Raw genomic sequence first — 16551 nt, 5'->3', positions numbered from 1 at the left:
AGAAGACCAATGTTCAAAGCCCTGATCGTGGACAAGGACGAGGCTGGCCAAACCCATGCCACCGTGCAGGACATCACGCTCGACCGGCTGCCCGCCGCCGAGGTGACGGTCGCCGTCGAGTATTCCACTGTGAATTACAAGGACGGGCTCTGCATCGGGCCGGGCGGCGGGCTGGTGCGCAATTATCCGCATATTCCCGGCATCGATTTTGCAGGCACGGTCGAGGCGTCGGATGATCCGCGCTACAAGGCGGGCGACAAGGTCGTCCTGACCGGCTGGCGCGTGGGCGAGGCGCATTGGGGCGGCTATTCCCAGAAGGCCCGCGTCAAGGCCGACTGGCTGGTGCCTTTGCCGGATGGTCTGACGACGCGGCAGGCGATGGCCGTGGGCACCGCCGGTTTTACCGCGATGCTGGCGGTCATGGCGCTGGAAGACCACGGGATCAAGGCCGGTCCTGTGCTGGTGACAGGGGCAGCGGGCGGCGTGGGGTCGGTTGCCACGGCGATCCTTGCGCATCTGGGCTACAAGGTCGCGGCTGTCACCGGACGGCCTGAAACCGCCGATTACCTGACGTCTCTCGGCGCCACCCAGATCGTCGCCCGCGAGGAACTGGCCGAGACTGTCAAGCGCCCGCTGGAAGGCGAGACGTGGGGCGGTTGCGTGGATGCTGTGGGCGGCGCGATGCTCGCGCGCGTGCTGGGGCAGATGGAATATGGGGCATCGGTCGCCGCCGTTGGGCTGGCCGGGGGCGCGACCCTGCCTGCGACAGTCATACCGTTCCTTTTGCGCGGGGTGAACCTTTTGGGCATCGATTCCGTGATGCAGCCCTATGACAACCGTGTGCGTGCCTGGGCACGGATCGCGAAAGACCTGCCGATGGACAAGCTCGACGCGATGATCCAGCCTGCGACGCTGTCCGATCTGCCGCAACTGGGCGCGGATATTCTGGCGGGCAAGGTGAAAGGGCGTGTCGTGGTGGATGTGAATGCTTGATCTGGCATGGGTGCGGGCGCAATTTCCCGCGTTTTCGGAGCCCAGCCTGCAAGGACAGGCGTTTTTCGGCAATGCGGGCGGGTCTTATGCCTGCCAGCAGGTCATCGACCGGCTGCACCGCTTTTACACGCAACGCAAAGTGCAGCCTTATTCCGCCTATGAGGCATCGCGCCTTGGTGGCGAGGAGATGGACGAGGCCCGCACGCGTCTTGCGGCGATGCTGGGCGTGGCGCGGCAGGAGTTGTCCTTTGGTCCGTCCACCACGCAGAACACCTATGTGCTCGCGCAGGCCGTGCGGCGCTGGATCAAGCCCGGACAAAAGATCATCGTCACCGATCAGGACCACGAGGCAAACTCCGGCCCGTGGCGCAGGCTGGCCGAGGATGGGGTGCGCGTGGTCGAATGGCAGCTTGACCGCGACACCGGATTGCTGAACCCCGACGATCTGGCGCAGCTTTTGGGTGATGATACAGCCTTGGTCTGTTTTCCGCATTGTTCCAATGTGATAGGGGCCATTAATGATGTAGCTGGCATCATGCGGATCGCCAAGGCGGCAGGCGCGCGGGTCTGTGTTGATGGTGTCAGCTATGCGCCGCATGGCTTTGCCAACGTCGGTGCGCTCGGGTGCGATGTCTATCTGTTCAGCGCCTATAAAACCTATGGCCCGCATCAAGGCATCATGATCATCCGCGAGGATTTCGGCTTTGATCTGCCCAACCAGGGGCACCACTTCAACGGCGACACCCTTTACAAACGCTTCACCCCCGCAGGCCCAGATCACGCGCAGATCGCGGCAAGTGCGGGGATGGCCGATTACTTCGACGCTATGTCGTTGCACCACGGCGGCGGAACTGGCGCGGATGCCGCGCGGCTGTCGCATGACCTGATGCGCGCGCAGGAAGTCGCGCTGCTGACACCGCTGCTCGACTATGTCAGCGCCAAGAACTCGGTCCGGTTGATCGGCCCATCCGACGCCACAACCCGCGCGCCGACCGTGGCGATGGCTTTGCAAGGCAGTGCGGCGGAGGTCGCGGCACGGCTGGTGCCGTTCGGGATCATGGCCGAAGGTGGCGATTTCTATGCCCAGCGTCCTTTGCAGGCGATGGGGGTCGATCTGGACAAAGGTGTGCTGCGGGTCAGTTTCACGCATTACACCAGCCCATCCGAGGTTGACCAGTTGATGGCGGCGCTAGATCAGGTGCTATGACACAAACACCCGTTATCGTCTGGTTCCGCCGCGACCTGCGCCTTGCCGACCATCCCGCTCTGACCGCCGCCTGTGACAGCGGGCGGCCCGTGATCCCCGTCTATATCCACGATGATCAGGTGGCGACCTTGGGCGCCGCGCAGAAACTGCGGCTTGATCTGGCCTTGGCGCAGTTCGGCAAGGTGCTGGCGGCGCAGGGCAGCAAGCTGATCCTGCGCAAGGGTCCGGCGCTTGACGTGCTGCGCGATCTGATCCGGGAAACGGGGGCAGGGGCGGTCTATTGGTCGCGGCTTTACCATCCGGCGGCGAATGACCGTGACGCAGGCGTGAAGTCCGCGCTGAAAGAAGACGCGATCGACGCGCGCAGTTTTGCAGGCCATCTGCTGTTTGAGCCTTGGACGGTCGCAACCAAAACCGGTGGGTTCTACAAGGTCTATACGCCCATGTGGAACGCCGTGCGCGGCAATGACGTGGCCGAACCTTTGCCGCGCCCTGCCAAGATCGCCGCGCCGCAGACCTGGCCCGCCTGCGACGATCTGGCCGACTGGCAGTTGCGCGAACCGATGCAACGCGCCGCTGACATTCTGGCCAGCCATTGCACCGTGGGCGAGGAGGCCGCGCGCGACAGACTCGATGCCTTTATCGCCGACCGCGTGGCGGATTACGTCAAAGGCCGCGACCTGCCGGGGATCAAGGGTACGTCGAACCTGTCGGAAAACCTGACCTTCGGCGAGATCAGCCCGCGCATCTGCTGGCACGCTGGCAAACGCGCCTTGCGTGACGGCAAAGGCGATGCCGAGGTGTTCCTGAAAGAGCTCGTCTGGCGCGAATTCGCCTATCATCTGGCACATCACACGCCGCGCATCCTGACCGACAACTGGAAAGAGGATTGGGACGCCTTCCCGTGGAATACCGACATCACACCAGAGGTGCGGGCATGGCAACAAGGGCGCACCGGCATTCCCTTTGTCGATGCTGCCATGCGCGAGATGTATGTCACCGGCACCATGCACAACCGCGGGCGCATGATCGTGGCCTCCTATCTGACCAAGCATCTGATGACGCATTGGAAAATCGGGCTGGACTGGTTCGCCGACCACCTGATCGACTGGGACCCCGCCAGCAATGCGATGGGTTGGCAATGGTCGGCAGGGTCGGGGCCGGATGCCACGCCCTATTTCCGGGTATTCAACCCCGTCACGCAGCTCGACAAATTCGACAAGGACCGCGCCTATGTCAAACGCTGGATCGCGGAAGGGCAGCGCAACCCACATGATGACGCGCTGGCCTATTTCGGCATGATCCCGCAAAGCTGGCACCTGCGCGCCGATGCCGCCTATCCCGACCCGGTGGTCACGCCCGAACAGGGGCGCACGCGGGCGCTTGACGCCTACAGCAACCGCGGATTCTGATGTGGCGGGAAACTTTTTGGCAAGGATTGCCGTGACTTCGCTGGCGCAAAGGTTAATTACCCAGCTATTGCAGATGCAACAACAGATACGAACGGAAGATCAATGATTCTGACGACCACGCATGGGCAGACCGGACTGCCGCGTTATTTCAGCAATGTCTTCGACTCGCTCAAGACCATGAAACGCGGCCGGATCGACATCATCCTGCCCGATGGCCGCCATTTCCGTGCCGAAGGGGCCGAACCCGGCTATGTCGCCGAGGTGCATGTCCACAACGCCGACGTTTTTGCGCGTACCCTGCGCGAGGGCGATCTGGGTTTCTGCGAGGCCTATATGGACGGCTGGTGGTCGACGCCGGACCTGATGGCCTTCATGGACCTCGTGCATGACGACATGGAACATATCTATGACGGCTTTCCGGGGCAGTTTCTGGTGCGGTTCTATGAACAGATGCGGTTCTGGCTGCAGAACAATTCCAAAAAGCAGGCGCGCAAGAACATCAGCTATCACTATGATCTGGGCAATGAATTCTACGGTCTGTGGCTCGACGACACGATGACCTATTCCTCGGCCAAGTTCGTGACCGGTCAGGAAAGCATGGAAGCCGGCCAGATCGAGAAATACAAAAGCATGGTCGACCAGATGGGCGTGCAGCCCGGCGATCATGTGCTGGAAATCGGCTGCGGCTGGGGCGGGTTCGCGGAATATGCCGCCGCCGAACGCGGTCTGAAGGTGACCGGCCTGACGATCAGTCAGGCGCAGCACGACTACGCGGTCGCGCGTATGGAAAAGGCCGGTCTGTCCGACAAGGTCACGATCAAGCTGCAGGATTACCGCGACGAAAAAGGTGTCTATGACGGGATCGCCAGTATCGAGATGTTTGAGGCCGTGGGCGAAAAATACTGGCCCGTCTATTTCGAAACCCTGCGCGAACGGCTCAAGCCCGGCAAGAATGCCACGCTGCAGATCATCACCGTCGAGCACCGCCGCTGGCATGTTTACAAGCGCGGCGTGGATTTCATCCAGAAATACATCTTTCCGGGCGGGATGCTGCCCAGCCCCGTTGTCCTGCGCCAAGAGATTGAAAAGGCAGGATTAAAGGTCGCGCAATCAATCGAATTCGGCGAAAGCTACAGCCAGACCCTGCGCCGGTGGCACGACACGTTCAATGCGCGCTGGGATCAGGTGGCGGCGTTGGGATTTGACGACAGATTCCGGCGGATGTGGAACTTTTATCTGACCTCTTGCGCGGGGACATTTCATAGCGGAAACTGCGACGTAACGCAGATTACGGTGACCCGCGCGTCCTGAACGGGCCGGGCCGGGACAAGGATGCTTTGACATGGCGACATCAAATCGTCTTTCAATGCCCACGGCCGGGCGGCTGGCCGGTGCTATCACGTTCGGCCTTTGGGGCTGGTATCTGGCTGGCGTCGGCGCGCCGTTTTTTGTCGAAGGCCGCCCGCCGCCATCGTTCTTGCCGGGGGCGGTGATCACCGGCATCCTGATCGGCTGGGTCTATGTCGGCCGACGCACAGGCGAAGGTTATGTGCCTGCGGTCGGGCACGGCCTGTCGGCAGGTTTCGCCTTTTCCTTTGTTACCCTGTTCATCATGGCGTTTTCCCTGATGATGGCCAATGCGTTCCGTCGGCGCTATGACGGGCCGATGGAGGCGATCGTCGATATCTTCAATCTGATGGTGGCCGAAAGCGTGCGGTTCATCGACGTGAACCTGATTTCAAGCATCTTCGTCGGGGCCGTGCTTTGCGCCTGGATCACAGAATATTTTTCGCAGAAATACCCCTAGGTGACTGACCTTTTCGTCTATGGGACATTGATGTCGCGCGGGCTGATGGCCGCGGTATCCGGCGCGCGGCTGGCCGAACCCGTTTCCGCAACATTGCTGGATTACGCGGTCTTTCCGGTGGCGGGCCATGTCGTCCCGTTCATCGCGCCACGTCCGGGGGGGGCTGGTGCAGGGTCTGATCTGGCCCGATCTGTCCGAGGAGCAGATGCGCAGGCTGCGCCTTTATGAATCAGCGTTCGGCTATGCCCTGCATGACCTGACCCTTTTGGTGGACGGCCGGCGGCACAAAGCACATGGTTATCTGCCGCCCCGCGACCAAAACCCCGGCCGCGGGGTTTGGTCACTTGAAGTGTGGGAACAGGCACATCTGGCGCCAGCCATCGACGCCGCTCAGGAGGTTCTGACGCTCGACCCGCTGCCCGATCCGGCCACACTCCGCCAGATGTGGCCGATGATCGAGGCGCGCGCGTGGGCACGCCAACGCGCGGCCCGCCGCACGCGCACCGCACGGGATTTCGACATCACGCCCGCCGCACCTGCATCGGGGAGATTCTTTCGGTTTCAAGGTTTCGACGTCAGCCATGCATTGTTCGATGGTACCCTGTCGCCGGTGCTCCGGCGCGAGGTTTTCGTTGGCGTCGATGCAGCGCTATTGCTGCCTTATGATCCGCAGCGCGACCGGGTTCTGCTGCTGTAACAGGTGCGTGTCGGGCCGATGGTGCGCCATGATCCGAACCCCTGGATGTTGGAGCCCGTCGCAGGCATCGTCGATGCGCGTGAAACCCCACAGGAGGCTGCCCTGCGCGAAGCGGCCGAAGAAGCAGGGGTCACAATCCGCCATCTGGTTCCGGCAGGCGAATATTACCCGTCACCGGGGGCGACGACGGATTATTTCTATGCCTATGTCGGGCTATGCGATCTGTCGGCGGAGGCACCCTATGCGGGTGGGCTGGAAGCCGAGGCAGAGGATATCAGCCTGCACACGATGAGTTTCGACGCCGCCATGGCCCTTGCGGACAGCGGCGAGATCGCGACAGGCCCGCTTTTGCATCTGCTTTACTGGCTGGCAAGACACCGCGACCGCCTGCGCGCCATGGGTTGATGTCGGGCAGGCGCGGTTCTACACATCAGGGGCGCAACGAAAGGCCCTGATGATGCAGATCTGCAATGATTTCGCCGACACGATCGGCAATACACCTTTGATCAAGCTGCGGGCGGCATCCGAGGCGACGGGTTGCACCATTCTGGGCAAGGCCGAATTTCTGAATCCCGGCCAGTCGGTCAAGGATCGCGCCGCCCTTTTCATGATCAAGGACGCGATTGCGCGCGGTGATCTCCGCCCCGGCGGCACCATAGTCGAAGGCACGGCAGGCAATACCGGCATCGGGCTGGCGCTGCTCGGGTCCTCGATGGGGTTCAAGACGGTGATCGTCATTCCCGAAACGCAAAGTCAGGAAAAGAAAGACATGCTGCGCCTTGCTGGCGCCAAGCTGGTCGAGGTGCCTGCCGCCCCCTACCGCAACTCCAACAACTATGTCCGCTATTCCGAACGGCTGGCAAATGCGCTGCGCGAGACAGAGCCAAACGGCGTGATCTGGGCGAACCAGTTCGACAATACCGCCAACCGGCAGGCGCATGTGGAAACCACCGGGCCCGAAATCTGGGCGCAAACGGATGGCAAGGTCGACGGGTTCATCTGTGCCGTCGGATCAGGCGGCACGCTGGCGGGCGTGGCGCAGGCACTGCAATCCAAAGGTGTCAAAATTGGGCTGGCCGATCCTGAAGGCGCGGCTCTTTACAATTACTACACCCATGGCGAATTGAAATCCGAAGGCAGTTCCATCTCGGAAGGGATCGGGCAGGGGCGTATCACCGCCAACCTTGAAGGGCTGACGCCCGATTACGCCTATCAGATTCCCGATGCCGAAGCCTTGCCGCTGATCTATGACCTGATGCAGCACGAAGGCCTCTGCATGGGCGGGTCGACCGCGATCAACATGGCAGGGGCGATCCGCATGGCACGCGACATGGGGCCGGGGCATGTGATCGTGACCATCCTGTGCGATGTCGGCAGCCGGTATCAGTCCAAGATCTACAACCCCGCTTTCATGCGTGAAAAAGGTCTGCCGGTGCCCACTTGGCTGGAAGAAAAGGCCGTGGTGCCGTCGGTGCTTGCACCGGAATGACGGCCCGGCGGCTGTTCTTCCGGCTGCTTGTCTGTTGCAGCCTGTTATGGCCGCTCTGCGTGGCGGCACAGGACGCGCAACCGCTGCCAAGCACGACCTACGATAACATTGCCGCCTGGAACGCGCTGGCCGAACGGGCTGAAACGCTGGTGCTGCGCGACGCCTCGTCCGAATTCGTCATCATGCGCCTGCGGGCCGAACTGGCCGGATGGCGGGATCATTTCCTATCGCAAACCAACGTCAATGCGACCCGGCTTGTGACGGTAAACGCGCAATTGGCGGCGCTCGGCGCGGTCCCAGAAAGTGGCGAAGAACCCGCACAGGTCGCTGAACGCCGTGCAGAGCTTGAGGCGCAGCGCGATACCTTGCTGGCCCCGCGCGCGCTGGCCCAAGAGGCTTACGCCCGCGCGAACGGACTGATCAGCGAACTGGACCTCAAGATTCTGCAACAAAAGACGGCAGAGCTGTTCCAGCGCGGCCCATCGCCCCTGAACCCCGCGCTGTGGCCACAGGCGGCCAGCGCCACATGGCAGGTGTTCCGCACCGTCGGCGCTGAAACCTTTGCGGGTTTGCAGGTTCAGCTTGCCAACGGACGGCTGGTTGAAAATCTGCCGCGCGCCGCCCTGTTCTTTGGCCTTGCCGTGCTGCTGGTCGGTTATACCCGCTGGTGGCTGGTGCAATTACGCCAACGGCTGGCGCGCGGTGAGTCGTTCCTGTTGCCGATCTGGCTGTTCCTGTTGTCGCTGTTGCAGATCATTGTCTCTTTTGCGGGGCTTGTGGCGCTGTCACGCGGGCTCGAGACGCTGGCGATCTTGGGGCTGCGGGGGCAGGCCATGGTTGATGCCATTCCTGCGGCGGGGATGACGGTCGTCCTGGGATGGTGGCTGGGGCGTCAGGTTTTTAGCGACGGGATGCTGCCGGAATATCTGGGCTATGGCAAGGAAACCCGCAGCAACGCGCGCCGCATGACCTTGGCACTGGCCTGGGTCCTGGCCTTCGGTGAATTGTTCGAGGCGACGGCCGGGTCCATCGATCTTGGACCAGGGGTTGTCGCGACGATGTCGCTACCGGTGATCCTTGTGGTGGGTGCGCTGTTCTGGCGGCTGGGACGGTTGATCAAGACGCCACCCCAGGCGTCCGAGACAGCACCAGTGTCGCAAGGCCGGATCAGAATGCAGGTGGGGCGGTTCTGCACCATCGTTGCGGTGGCTGGTCCGTCGCTTGCTGCACTTGGCTATGCCTCGGCGGGGCAGGGTTTGCTGACCTCGTCGATTTTGTCGCTGGCACTGATCGGTGCGATCCTTGTGTTGCAGCGGATTGTCCACGACCTCAGCACGCGCCACAAGAACGCAGAGGAAACCAAAGGCCTCCGCGCCCTGCTGCCGATCCTCGTCAGTTTCAGTCTTTATCTGGCCAGCCTGCCGGTTTTCGCGCTGATATGGGGGGCGCGCACCGACGATATCCTGGAAATCTGGAGCAGGTTCCGCGAAGGGTTCGCAATCGGCGAAACGCGGATTTCTCCGACCGATTTCGTGATGTTCGCGATCATCTTTTCGCTGGGTTATATCCTGACGCGGTTCATTCAGGCGACGCTGCGGCGCAGTGTATTGCCGCGCACCCGGCTGGACCCCGGCGGGCAGAATGCCATCGCCGTGGGCTTTGGCTATGTGGGCATCCTGCTTGCGGCACTGGTCGCCATCACCTCTGCGGGCATCGACCTGTCAAGCCTTGCCATCGTGGCAGGGGCGCTGTCCGTCGGCATCGGCTTTGGCCTGCAAAACATCGTGTCCAACTTCGTATCCGGTATCATTCTGCTGATCGAACGCCCGATCAGCGAAGGCGACTGGATCGAAGTGGGCGGCCAGATGGGCTATGTGCGCGCGATCTCGGTTCGCTCCACGCGGATCGAAACATTCGACCGCACCGATGTGATCGTGCCGAACGCCGATCTGGTCAGCGGGCAGGTCACCAACTGGACGCGCGGCAATCTGGTGGGCCGCGTGATCGTGCCGGTGGGCGTGGCCTATGGCACCGATACCGAGAAGGTCACGCAAATCCTGCGCGAGATCGCAGAGGCGCATCCCATGGTCATCATCACGCCGCCGCCTGCGGTGCTGTTCATCGGCTTCGGTGCCAGCTCGCTTGATTTCGAGATCAGGGCGATCCTGCGCGATGTGAACTTCGTGCTGAGCACCAGATCAGAGATGAACCATGAAATTGCCCGCAGATTCGCCGCCGAAGGGATCGAGATTCCGTTCCCGCAGCAGGATCTGTGGCTGCGCAACCCCGAAACCCTGAAAGGTGCCCCTGCATGACAAAACCGCTGTTTCGTGACGATGCATATGCGCGGCAGGCCGAAGGCCGCGTGCTGGGGATCACCACCGAAGGGGGGATCGTGCTTGATGCTACTGTGTTCTATCCGACATCGGGCGGGCAACCGGGTGACAGCGGCACCTTGTCCTGGCCGGGTGCGACGCTTGACATCGCGACAGCCGTCAAGGGCGAAGGTGACAGCATCATCCTGCTGCCTGCCGAACCTGCACCCTTGCCCGCCATCGGGCAGGTCGTGTTGCAAAAGTTGAACTGGGACCGCCGGCATCGGCACATGCGGGTGCATACGGCGTTGCATTTGTTATCGGTCGTCATTCCCCTGCCGGTGTCCGGCGGTGCGATAGCGGCGGACAAGGGCCGCCTTGATTTTGATATGCCGGACGCCCCCGAAGACAAAGACGCGCTCGATGATGCGTTGAACCGGCTCATTGCCTGCAACATGGCCGTGACCGAGGAATGGATCACCGATGCCCAGCTTGATGCGCAGCCCGATCTGATCAAGACGATGTCGGTGCAACCGCCGCGCGGGTCGGGCCGGATCAGGCTGGTTCGCATCGGGATCGGCTCAGAAACCGCCGACCTGCAACCTTGCGGCGGAACCCATGTCGCCAACACGTCCGAGATCGGCCGCGTGCGGATTGGCAAGATCGAAAAGAAAGGCCGCCAGAACCGGCGCGTCTATCTGCATCTGGAGTAGGCCATGCGTGCGATCCTTTTCCTTGTGCTCTTGCTGGTCGGTCAATCCGCCGCTGCGCAGACCGTCCTGCAATGCAGCCCGGCCCATGACCGGATCGTCCGCGAGGCGCTGGACAGTGCCAAATCATTGACGACAATGGCCGCCACGGCGGTCGGTGACACGCCGGAATATGCGCGCTGGTTCGGGGTCTATTCAGACCACAACGCCGAAATTGTGCGGGCGAACCTCAAGGCGGTCGTCAGGGCGATCCGCACCGGGGCAGTCACCGTGCAATGCGACAGCATCCGCGATGACGGATGTGGTAATGGTGAATATGCCTGGGTCTATGCTCATCGACCCTACCGGATTTATCTTTGCCCGTCATTCTTTGACCTGCCGCCGTTGACAGCACTACGGCCCGGCACAACGGCCAGCAACAATGGCACCCGCGAAGGGACGTTTGTCCATGAATTGTCGCATTTCCGACCGGTCGCCCGCACCGAGGATCATTGCTATACCCGCCGTATCTGTTCGCGGATGGCCAGCACCGACCCCGCACGGGCGATCGAGAACGCGGACAATTATCAATATTACACCGAAGACGTGATCTATTACGCAAGTCAGCCCGTGTCAGGCAAAGCCCCACCATAGGAGAAGCGCCATGTTCCGCATCGCCGCCGGCGTCACCGCCGTCGTTTTTCTTGTGCTTTTCGTGATCCTTCTGGTCGCGGGGCGGGCCTATGTCACGACCTATGGTGTCGCCCCAAGTGACGGCGCAGATTTTCTTGCACGACGCGCTGCACCTTTGTTCGCGGGGCTTGCGGTCATGCTCTGGCTGCTGCGTGGCCTGCCGGTCGGGACCGCGCGGGACGGGGTCTGCTATGGGCTGGCGACCGTCTGGTTCGGGATCGCGGCGACGGGTGTTTACGAATTCACCATGGGGCAGGCGGAGGCCACAATCCTGATCGCCGCCACAGCCGAGGTGATCGGCGGCGCGGTCTTTGTGCTGGTGCGCCGCCGCTAGGGCTTTGGCGGCTTCTGGAACAGGTCACGTTCTGCGGTTTCGTTCAGCATCTGTTCGGTATCGGGCAGGCCTTCACGCGACAAAAGGATCGCAAAAGGGCGCAGATGGGGCACATGGCTGCACACCACGAGCAGCATCACCATGATCGGCACCGACAGGAACATACCCGGAATACCCCAGACAGCCCCCCAGAAGGCCAGCGACAGGATGATCCCGAAGGACGACAACCGCAAGGCACGACCCATCAGCATCGGGTCGATGACATTGCCGTTCAGGAACTGGATGCAGGTCGCGATCACGAAGATCGCCAGCGTCGTGTTCGGATCCCCCAGTTGCACATGGGTCACGAGTGCGATCAGCCCCGTGGCAAGGATCGACCCGATATTGGGGATAAAGTTCAGCACGAAGGTGATGATGCCAAGGGATACCGCCAGTTCCAGCTGGAACGCGCGGGCTAGCACATAGATCATGCCGCCGGTGATCACGCTGATCACGGTCTTGACCAGCAGGTAATAATTCACGCGGTGGATGATCGACTGGATGATCTTGCGCACGCGCCGCGCTTGCGTCTTGTCGCCGATGAAGTTTTCAAGCTTGGTGTCGAACCACACCCGTTCGGCGAACAGGAAACCGACGAAAAGAATGACCAGCACCGTGGCCTGCGTGATCCCGCTGGCCTGGCTGGCGGCACCCCGCAGATAGTTTGACGCATCAATAGACCGGACGGCGTTGAAGATTGCAGCCTCGCTATCCTCGCCCAGCCAGCTGAACATCGACGCGATCGCGGATGGCGCGCGTTCGGTATAGGCCAGCGTGGTGACCAGCACCGTGTTGATCTGCGCCAGCAGCACCGATGTCAGCAACAACAGCGCCGTTGCGATCAGCACCATCGCGGCGATGCTTGCGATGGCGTTGGGGATGCGCAACGGCCCGATCCGCTGACGCGCGATGAAAGTGATCACATCGCTTGTCAGACTGAACAGGATGATCGCCGTCGCCAGTGAAATCAGGATGAACCGCGCCTGCACCCGCAGGAACAACACGACCGCAAAGGCGATGATGATCAAGGCGCCGGTTTGCAGCCGGGCTGTCTCGGACCGCTTTTCCAGGGTGGTCGCTTCGGGGGGATCATGCAGCATCAGGGCAATTCGGCTCCGCTTGGATCAGGTCAATATATCGGGCGAAAGGGGCGGGGGCAAACAGGCAGAACAATTCGTGCGGAGGGTCTTGCAAAGTCCGCCAAGTTGCGGCTAAACCCCCATCACGGACAGGTGGCCGAGTGGTCGAAGGCGCACGCCTGGAAAGTGTGTAGGCGGGAGACCGTCTCCAGGGTTCGAATCCCTGTCTGTCCGCCAATTGCCCTCACGAAAGCGTTCTCCCGATCCGGGCGCGGCCGGATTTTTCCGTTGTTTTCGGGGGTTATGCGGGAGGGGCTGTACACCGTCACTTGTGACCAGACGCGTGAAAGCCTTCTCTTCAGCGCAACTTTCTCTCGACCTGTTAACGGCGGCTGTTTCGGTGAACAGCTTTAATGCATTGCTTTTGCGATCTTTTGTCGACTGGTAACTTTAGGTGATTTTGCAAGTTCATCTCGCTACCGGGCGGAACCGAGTTCGAACGTTTCCGGAGTTGCGACACGTGAGTAGTAAGTGATGCCGATGTCTGAATCCTGAGAAAGCGCTCTTGTTCCCAGATATTCAACCTGTAGCTTAAGCATCGTGGAGGATCATGGAGTTACAGAGTGAGATACATCGATACTGGAGCGCGAAACGCGACGCACGCCCTAGGCGATTGGATGGCCAGCCTAAAGCCCGAGGATATCAGGCATCTAAGGTGGCAGTCTGGATACTTCGGCTCAGATGGCTTGGCACCCATGCTGCCGCTTATTCAGGGGCTGGCATCACAGGGTTTGCCAATCAGCTGCGTTTTGGGATCAAATGGCGGAGAAACTGGCCAGAAAGATATTGAAGTCTTGGTGGACCTAATTGGGTGCCCTAGAGCAGATGCAAGAATTGGCATTCTCAGTTACACAAGCGGCTTATTTCATCCGAAAGTGTATCATGTCACCCGCCAAGACGGCAGTCGGACGGCATATGTCGGTTCCGCCAATCTGACTTTGGCCGGCGTCACAGGACTAAATGTAGAAGTCGGTGTGATCTTAGACACGCATGACGGAGATCCGGTCCCGCCACTGGATGAAATTTCCGCGTCTATCGATTCTTGGTTTGATGGAACTCGGCCAAACGTGGAAACAGTTCGAAGCTTAACGGATATTCCGCCGCTAGTTGCCAAAGGAGTACTGGGGGTTCCTCCTGCACCTCGTCGACCGCGTCCTGCGTCTAGTGGCTCGGGTGGCGGCGCAGCAGGGATCGGCCTTAAGCCCCTGGTAAAGTTTCCGCCTTTGCCAAGTAAATCGACTGCTACTGCCCCGGGTTCGCCAGCAACGCCGGTCTCAACAAAAAGCCCAGGTACCGCTCCGGTCGCCCCGGTGGCTCCTGCGGCAGTTGCATTGCCTTCGGCTCCGTTGAGTCCTTTTCCGCCCTATATATTGTTAGCACCAGGAGCAGCGGCGCCAACATCAGGTACTGCCGCCCTGACAGGCTCCACTCTACCGGGGGGTGCAACTGGTTTGTGACCTGCCCCCCCGAGGCTCCCTCATTCATAACGAGAGTTTGCGGGTTTGGATTTCATATTCTTCGTCGTGAGTTTGGGCAAGCGCGTCGTGCGCGGAGCCCTCAAATTGCTCAAGCGCTCGACGCGCGTCGGCGGGTGTTTAGTTGCCCAGCGATGAACGCGGTCTGACGTTGTTGTAGTCGTATCGCCAGAGGGCCAGTTTGCGGCGGGCATCGTCTAACGTGTCGAAGATCTCCTCATTCAGCAGCTCGTCTCTCAGGCTGCCATTGAAGCTTTCGATGAAGCCATTCTGCGGTAAGCGTTTCCTGCCCCACACCTTCCGTCTGTCAGCATGATGGGTTCATTGGACCCTGTTGATTGTTGGACTGGATTTTCTCCATGGAGACTACATCGGAGGTTCTCCCGGTTGGCGGCCGGGGTCGTCGGAACCGGAAATGGCCGGATGAGCTGAAAGCACGGATCGTGGCGGAGACGCTGTTGCCGGGCAGCACTGTGAATGCGGTAGCGCTGCGGCATGGTGTGCCTGCGAACCATCTGTCCTCCTGGCGGACGCTGGCGCGGACCGGACGGCTGGTGCTACCTGCGCCGGAAGATCCTGCGGAATTCGCGTCTCTGATCGTTGGACCCGTTGACGAGGCCCCGCTTGGTAAAACGGGTGCGGAGGATAGGCCGGAGATTGTCATGGGCGCAGTCGTGATCCGGCTGGAAGCCGGGGCCTCAGCGGAACGGATTGTATCGGTCGTGCGCGGCCTGGAAGCCAACCTATGATGTTCCCGTCAAACCGCGTGCGTGTTCTGGTCTCGACGCAGCCTGTCGACTTCAGGAAAGGTCATGACGGTCTGGCGGCGATCGTGTCGTCGGTGCTGCGCAAGGATCCATTCACCGGCACGGTGTTTGTGTTCCGCTCGCGCCGTGCCGATCGGCTGAAGCTGCTCTACTGGGATGGCACCGGATTGGTGATGGCTTACAAGCGTTTGGAAGATACGACCTTCACTTGGCCAGCGATCAAGGACGGGATGATGACGCTGAACCACGCCCAGTTTGAGGCCCTATTTGCCGGTCTGGACTGGCGGAAGGTCAAGGCATTGGAGATGCGCCCACCGGCTGCGGCAGAATGAATCAAGCGCTGTCTTTTGCGTGTTTTTACTGAGGTTTTATCGTAGTCTCGGGCTATGATTGAGACGCCTGTCATTGACCTTTCCACTATCCCTGCCGCGCAGCGTGCGGTGGTTACGTCGTTGATGAAAACGATCGCAGCACTTCAGGATATTACCCAACGCCAACAGCATCTGATCGCCGAGCTGAACCATGCCCTGCATGGCAAGCGGTCGGAAAAGCTGACCGAGGATGAGCGGCAGCTGGCCTTCGAGGATCTGTCCATCGCACTGGCCGAGGTCGAGGTGCAGAAGGAGCATCTGGCCGCCAAGACAGGTGAGAAAACGGCAACCAGGCCTGCGCCAAAACGCATCATCGGTAATCTACCGGCCGCACTGCCGCGCATCGAAGAGATTATCGAACCCGACAGCCTGATCTGCCCCTGTGGCTGCGGTGTCATGCACAAGATTGGCGAAGATCGCAGCGCGCGGCTGGACATCGTGCCGGCGCAGTTGCGTGTGATTGTCACCGTCCGCCCCAAATACGCTTGCCGGACCTGCACCGACGGCGTGACCCAGGCTCCAGTACCATCGCATCTGATCATGGGCGGGTTGCCGACCGAGGCCAGCATCGCCCATGTGCTGGTCAGCAAATATGCCGACCACCTGCCATTGTATCGTCAGAGCCAGATCCTGACGCGGGCTGGCCTCGATCTGCACCGCGCTGTCTTAGCCGACTGGGTTGGCAAGGCGGCATTCCACCTTAAGCCCATCGTCGACCGGCTGGCTGAACACCTGAAACGATCCGACAAGCTGTTCATGGATGAAACCACCGCCCCGGTGCTGGATCCAGGGCGCGGCAAAACCAAGACAGGTTATCTCTGGGCACTGGCCCGCGATGACCGGCCATGGGGCGGCGAGGACCCACCCGGTGTGGTCTACTTCTATGCACCCGGTCGAGCGGGCGAGAATGCCGAAACCTTCCTCACCGGCTTTGACGGCATCCTGCAGATCGACGGATACCAGGGCTACAACCGACTGACCAAGCCTACCCGCAAGGGCGGCGATCCCATTCGCGTGGCCCATTGCTGGGCACACGCGCGCCGCAAGCTGAAGGAAGTCTTTGACCGCGACGGCTCACAGATCGCCGCCGAAGGCCTGCGCCGCATCGCCGAGATCTATGCCGT

At 61.1% G+C, this 16551-nt stretch carries 18 protein-coding genes, 1 tRNA gene and 1 pseudogene; 18 read left to right on the top strand and 2 right to left on the bottom strand.

Annotated features, from left to right (window positions below):
* Nucleotides 1-9 precede the first annotated feature (9 nt).
* The 13 genes from acuI to H147_RS0109260 all read left to right on the top strand — a co-directional run bounded on the left by acuI (nt 10) and on the right by H147_RS0109260 (nt 11636).
* On the top strand, nt 10-993 hold the full coding sequence (gene acuI, locus H147_RS0109310; RefSeq protein ID WP_019955092.1) for an acryloyl-CoA reductase: 984 nt from the start codon (nt 10-12) through the stop codon (nt 991-993).
* Entirely contained in the window at nt 986-2200 is a 1215-nt protein-coding gene (locus tag H147_RS0109305) for an aminotransferase class V-fold PLP-dependent enzyme (protein WP_019955091.1), read from the top strand. Before acuI ends, H147_RS0109305 begins: the two co-directional genes overlap by 8 nt.
* Complete coding sequence (locus H147_RS0109300) at nt 2197-3612, top strand: cryptochrome/photolyase family protein (RefSeq protein WP_019955090.1); 1416 nt, start codon at nt 2197-2199, stop codon at nt 3610-3612. The genes H147_RS0109305 and H147_RS0109300 overlap by 4 nt, the downstream gene beginning before the upstream one ends.
* A 102-nt stretch (nt 3613-3714) precedes the next feature.
* Entirely contained in the window at nt 3715-4923 is a 1209-nt protein-coding gene (locus tag H147_RS0109295; protein ID WP_019955089.1) for an SAM-dependent methyltransferase, read from the top strand.
* Nucleotides 4924-4978: 55 nt separating this feature from the next.
* Nucleotides 4979-5419: a TrgA family protein gene (locus H147_RS0109290; protein WP_019955088.1), complete on the top strand. Its 441-nt coding sequence runs from the start codon at nt 4979-4981 to the stop codon at nt 5417-5419.
* Nucleotides 5420-5647, top strand: coding sequence for a gamma-glutamylcyclotransferase (locus H147_RS20820; protein ID WP_110570952.1), 228 nt, complete (start codon nt 5420-5422; stop codon nt 5645-5647).
* Nucleotides 5586-6116 (top strand): NUDIX hydrolase, encoded by a 531-nt coding sequence (locus tag H147_RS20340; RefSeq protein WP_019955087.1) that lies wholly within the window; start codon nt 5586-5588, stop codon nt 6114-6116. Before H147_RS20820 ends, H147_RS20340 begins: the two co-directional genes overlap by 62 nt.
* Nucleotides 6117-6134: 18 nt before the next feature.
* Nucleotides 6135-6521: an NUDIX domain-containing protein gene (locus H147_RS20335; protein WP_019955086.1), complete on the top strand. Its 387-nt coding sequence runs from the start codon at nt 6135-6137 to the stop codon at nt 6519-6521.
* A gap of 52 nt (nt 6522-6573) precedes the next feature.
* The gene (locus tag H147_RS0109280) at nt 6574-7605 is read left to right on the top strand and encodes a cysteine synthase A (protein ID WP_043699698.1); all 1032 of its coding nucleotides are present in this window, start codon (nt 6574-6576) and stop codon (nt 7603-7605) included.
* Entirely contained in the window at nt 7602-9920 is a 2319-nt protein-coding gene (locus H147_RS0109275; RefSeq protein ID WP_019955084.1) for a DUF3772 domain-containing protein, read from the top strand. The genes H147_RS0109280 and H147_RS0109275 overlap by 4 nt, the downstream gene beginning before the upstream one ends.
* Nucleotides 9917-10633, top strand: coding sequence for an alanyl-tRNA editing protein (locus tag H147_RS0109270; protein WP_019955083.1), 717 nt, complete (start codon nt 9917-9919; stop codon nt 10631-10633). The genes H147_RS0109275 and H147_RS0109270 overlap by 4 nt, the downstream gene beginning before the upstream one ends.
* Nucleotides 10634-10636: 3 nt before the next feature.
* Nucleotides 10637-11263, top strand: coding sequence for a M35 family metalloendopeptidase (locus tag H147_RS0109265; protein ID WP_019955082.1), 627 nt, complete (start codon nt 10637-10639; stop codon nt 11261-11263).
* 10 nt (nt 11264-11273) lie between these two features.
* Nucleotides 11274-11636, top strand: a complete 363-nt coding sequence (locus H147_RS0109260; protein ID WP_019955081.1) for a hypothetical protein — start codon at nt 11274-11276, stop codon at nt 11634-11636.
* Here the strand turns inward: H147_RS0109260 and H147_RS0109255 are convergent.
* Nucleotides 11633-12775: an AI-2E family transporter gene (locus H147_RS0109255; protein ID WP_019955080.1), complete on the bottom strand. Its 1143-nt coding sequence runs from the start codon at nt 12773-12775 to the stop codon at nt 11633-11635. The two genes, H147_RS0109260 and H147_RS0109255, sit on opposite strands and share 4 nt — an antisense overlap.
* A gap of 126 nt (nt 12776-12901) precedes the next feature.
* Here H147_RS0109255 and H147_RS0109250 point away from each other — a divergent pair.
* Both H147_RS0109250 and H147_RS21570 read left to right on the top strand, forming a co-directional pair.
* A tRNA-Ser gene (locus H147_RS0109250) sits at nt 12902-12991 on the top strand.
* A 440-nt stretch (nt 12992-13431) separates the two neighbouring features.
* Nucleotides 13432-14271, top strand: a complete 840-nt coding sequence (locus H147_RS21570) for a restriction endonuclease PLD domain-containing protein (RefSeq protein ID WP_375342052.1) — start codon at nt 13432-13434, stop codon at nt 14269-14271.
* 24 nt (nt 14272-14295) lie between these two features.
* Here the strand turns inward: H147_RS21570 and H147_RS20510 are convergent.
* A pseudogene (locus H147_RS20510) lies at nt 14296-14562 on the bottom strand (integrase core domain-containing protein); the annotation flags it as partial.
* Nucleotides 14563-14648: 86 nt separating this feature from the next.
* Between H147_RS20510 and H147_RS20990 the strand changes: the two are divergent.
* From H147_RS20990 to tnpC, 3 genes are all read left to right on the top strand, one after another.
* Nucleotides 14649-15038, top strand: coding sequence for a transposase (locus H147_RS20990; protein WP_026352401.1), 390 nt, complete (start codon nt 14649-14651; stop codon nt 15036-15038).
* Nucleotides 15039-15055: 17 nt separating this feature from the next.
* The gene (tnpB, locus tag H147_RS20985) at nt 15056-15388 is read left to right on the top strand and encodes an IS66 family insertion sequence element accessory protein TnpB (RefSeq protein WP_211216544.1); all 333 of its coding nucleotides are present in this window, start codon (nt 15056-15058) and stop codon (nt 15386-15388) included.
* 123 nt (nt 15389-15511) lie between these two features.
* A partial coding sequence (tnpC, locus tag H147_RS0109225) for an IS66 family transposase (protein WP_375342051.1) occupies nt 15512-16551 on the top strand: 1040 nt, incomplete at its 3' end.

The organism is Yoonia vestfoldensis DSM 16212 (assembly GCF_000382265.1).
GTDB classification, from domain to species: Bacteria; Pseudomonadota; Alphaproteobacteria; order Rhodobacterales; family Rhodobacteraceae; genus Yoonia; species Yoonia vestfoldensis.
This window is presented reverse-complemented; position numbering and strand designations above follow the sequence as displayed.

What these genes read in the sequence shown, in the direction of transcription:
- H147_RS20335 (WP_019955086.1), top strand. Translation starts at nt 6,135, where the DNA reads ATGGTGCGCCATGATCCGAACCCCTGGATGTTGGAGCCCGTCGCAGGC.
- acuI (WP_019955092.1), top strand. Translation starts at nt 10, where the DNA reads ATGTTCAAAGCCCTGATCGTGGACAAGGACGAGGCTGGCCAAACCCAT.
- H147_RS0109300 (WP_019955090.1), top strand. Translation starts at nt 2,197, where the DNA reads ATGACACAAACACCCGTTATCGTCTGGTTCCGCCGCGACCTGCGCCTT.
- H147_RS0109255 (WP_019955080.1), bottom strand. Translation starts at nt 12,775, where the DNA reads ATGCTGCATGATCCCCCCGAAGCGACCACCCTGGAAAAGCGGTCCGAG.
- H147_RS0109275 (WP_019955084.1), top strand. Translation starts at nt 7,602, where the DNA reads ATGACGGCCCGGCGGCTGTTCTTCCGGCTGCTTGTCTGTTGCAGCCTG.
- H147_RS0109260 (WP_019955081.1), top strand. Translation starts at nt 11,274, where the DNA reads ATGTTCCGCATCGCCGCCGGCGTCACCGCCGTCGTTTTTCTTGTGCTT.
- H147_RS21570 (WP_375342052.1), top strand. Translation starts at nt 13,432, where the DNA reads ATGGCCAGCCTAAAGCCCGAGGATATCAGGCATCTAAGGTGGCAGTCT.
- H147_RS0109290 (WP_019955088.1), top strand. Translation starts at nt 4,979, where the DNA reads ATGCCCACGGCCGGGCGGCTGGCCGGTGCTATCACGTTCGGCCTTTGG.
- H147_RS0109280 (WP_043699698.1), top strand. Translation starts at nt 6,574, where the DNA reads ATGCAGATCTGCAATGATTTCGCCGACACGATCGGCAATACACCTTTG.
- H147_RS20990 (WP_026352401.1), top strand. Translation starts at nt 14,649, where the DNA reads ATGGAGACTACATCGGAGGTTCTCCCGGTTGGCGGCCGGGGTCGTCGG.
- H147_RS0109270 (WP_019955083.1), top strand. Translation starts at nt 9,917, where the DNA reads ATGACAAAACCGCTGTTTCGTGACGATGCATATGCGCGGCAGGCCGAA.
- H147_RS0109305 (WP_019955091.1), top strand. Translation starts at nt 986, where the DNA reads ATGCTTGATCTGGCATGGGTGCGGGCGCAATTTCCCGCGTTTTCGGAG.
- H147_RS0109295 (WP_019955089.1), top strand. Translation starts at nt 3,715, where the DNA reads ATGATTCTGACGACCACGCATGGGCAGACCGGACTGCCGCGTTATTTC.
- H147_RS0109265 (WP_019955082.1), top strand. Translation starts at nt 10,637, where the DNA reads ATGCGTGCGATCCTTTTCCTTGTGCTCTTGCTGGTCGGTCAATCCGCC.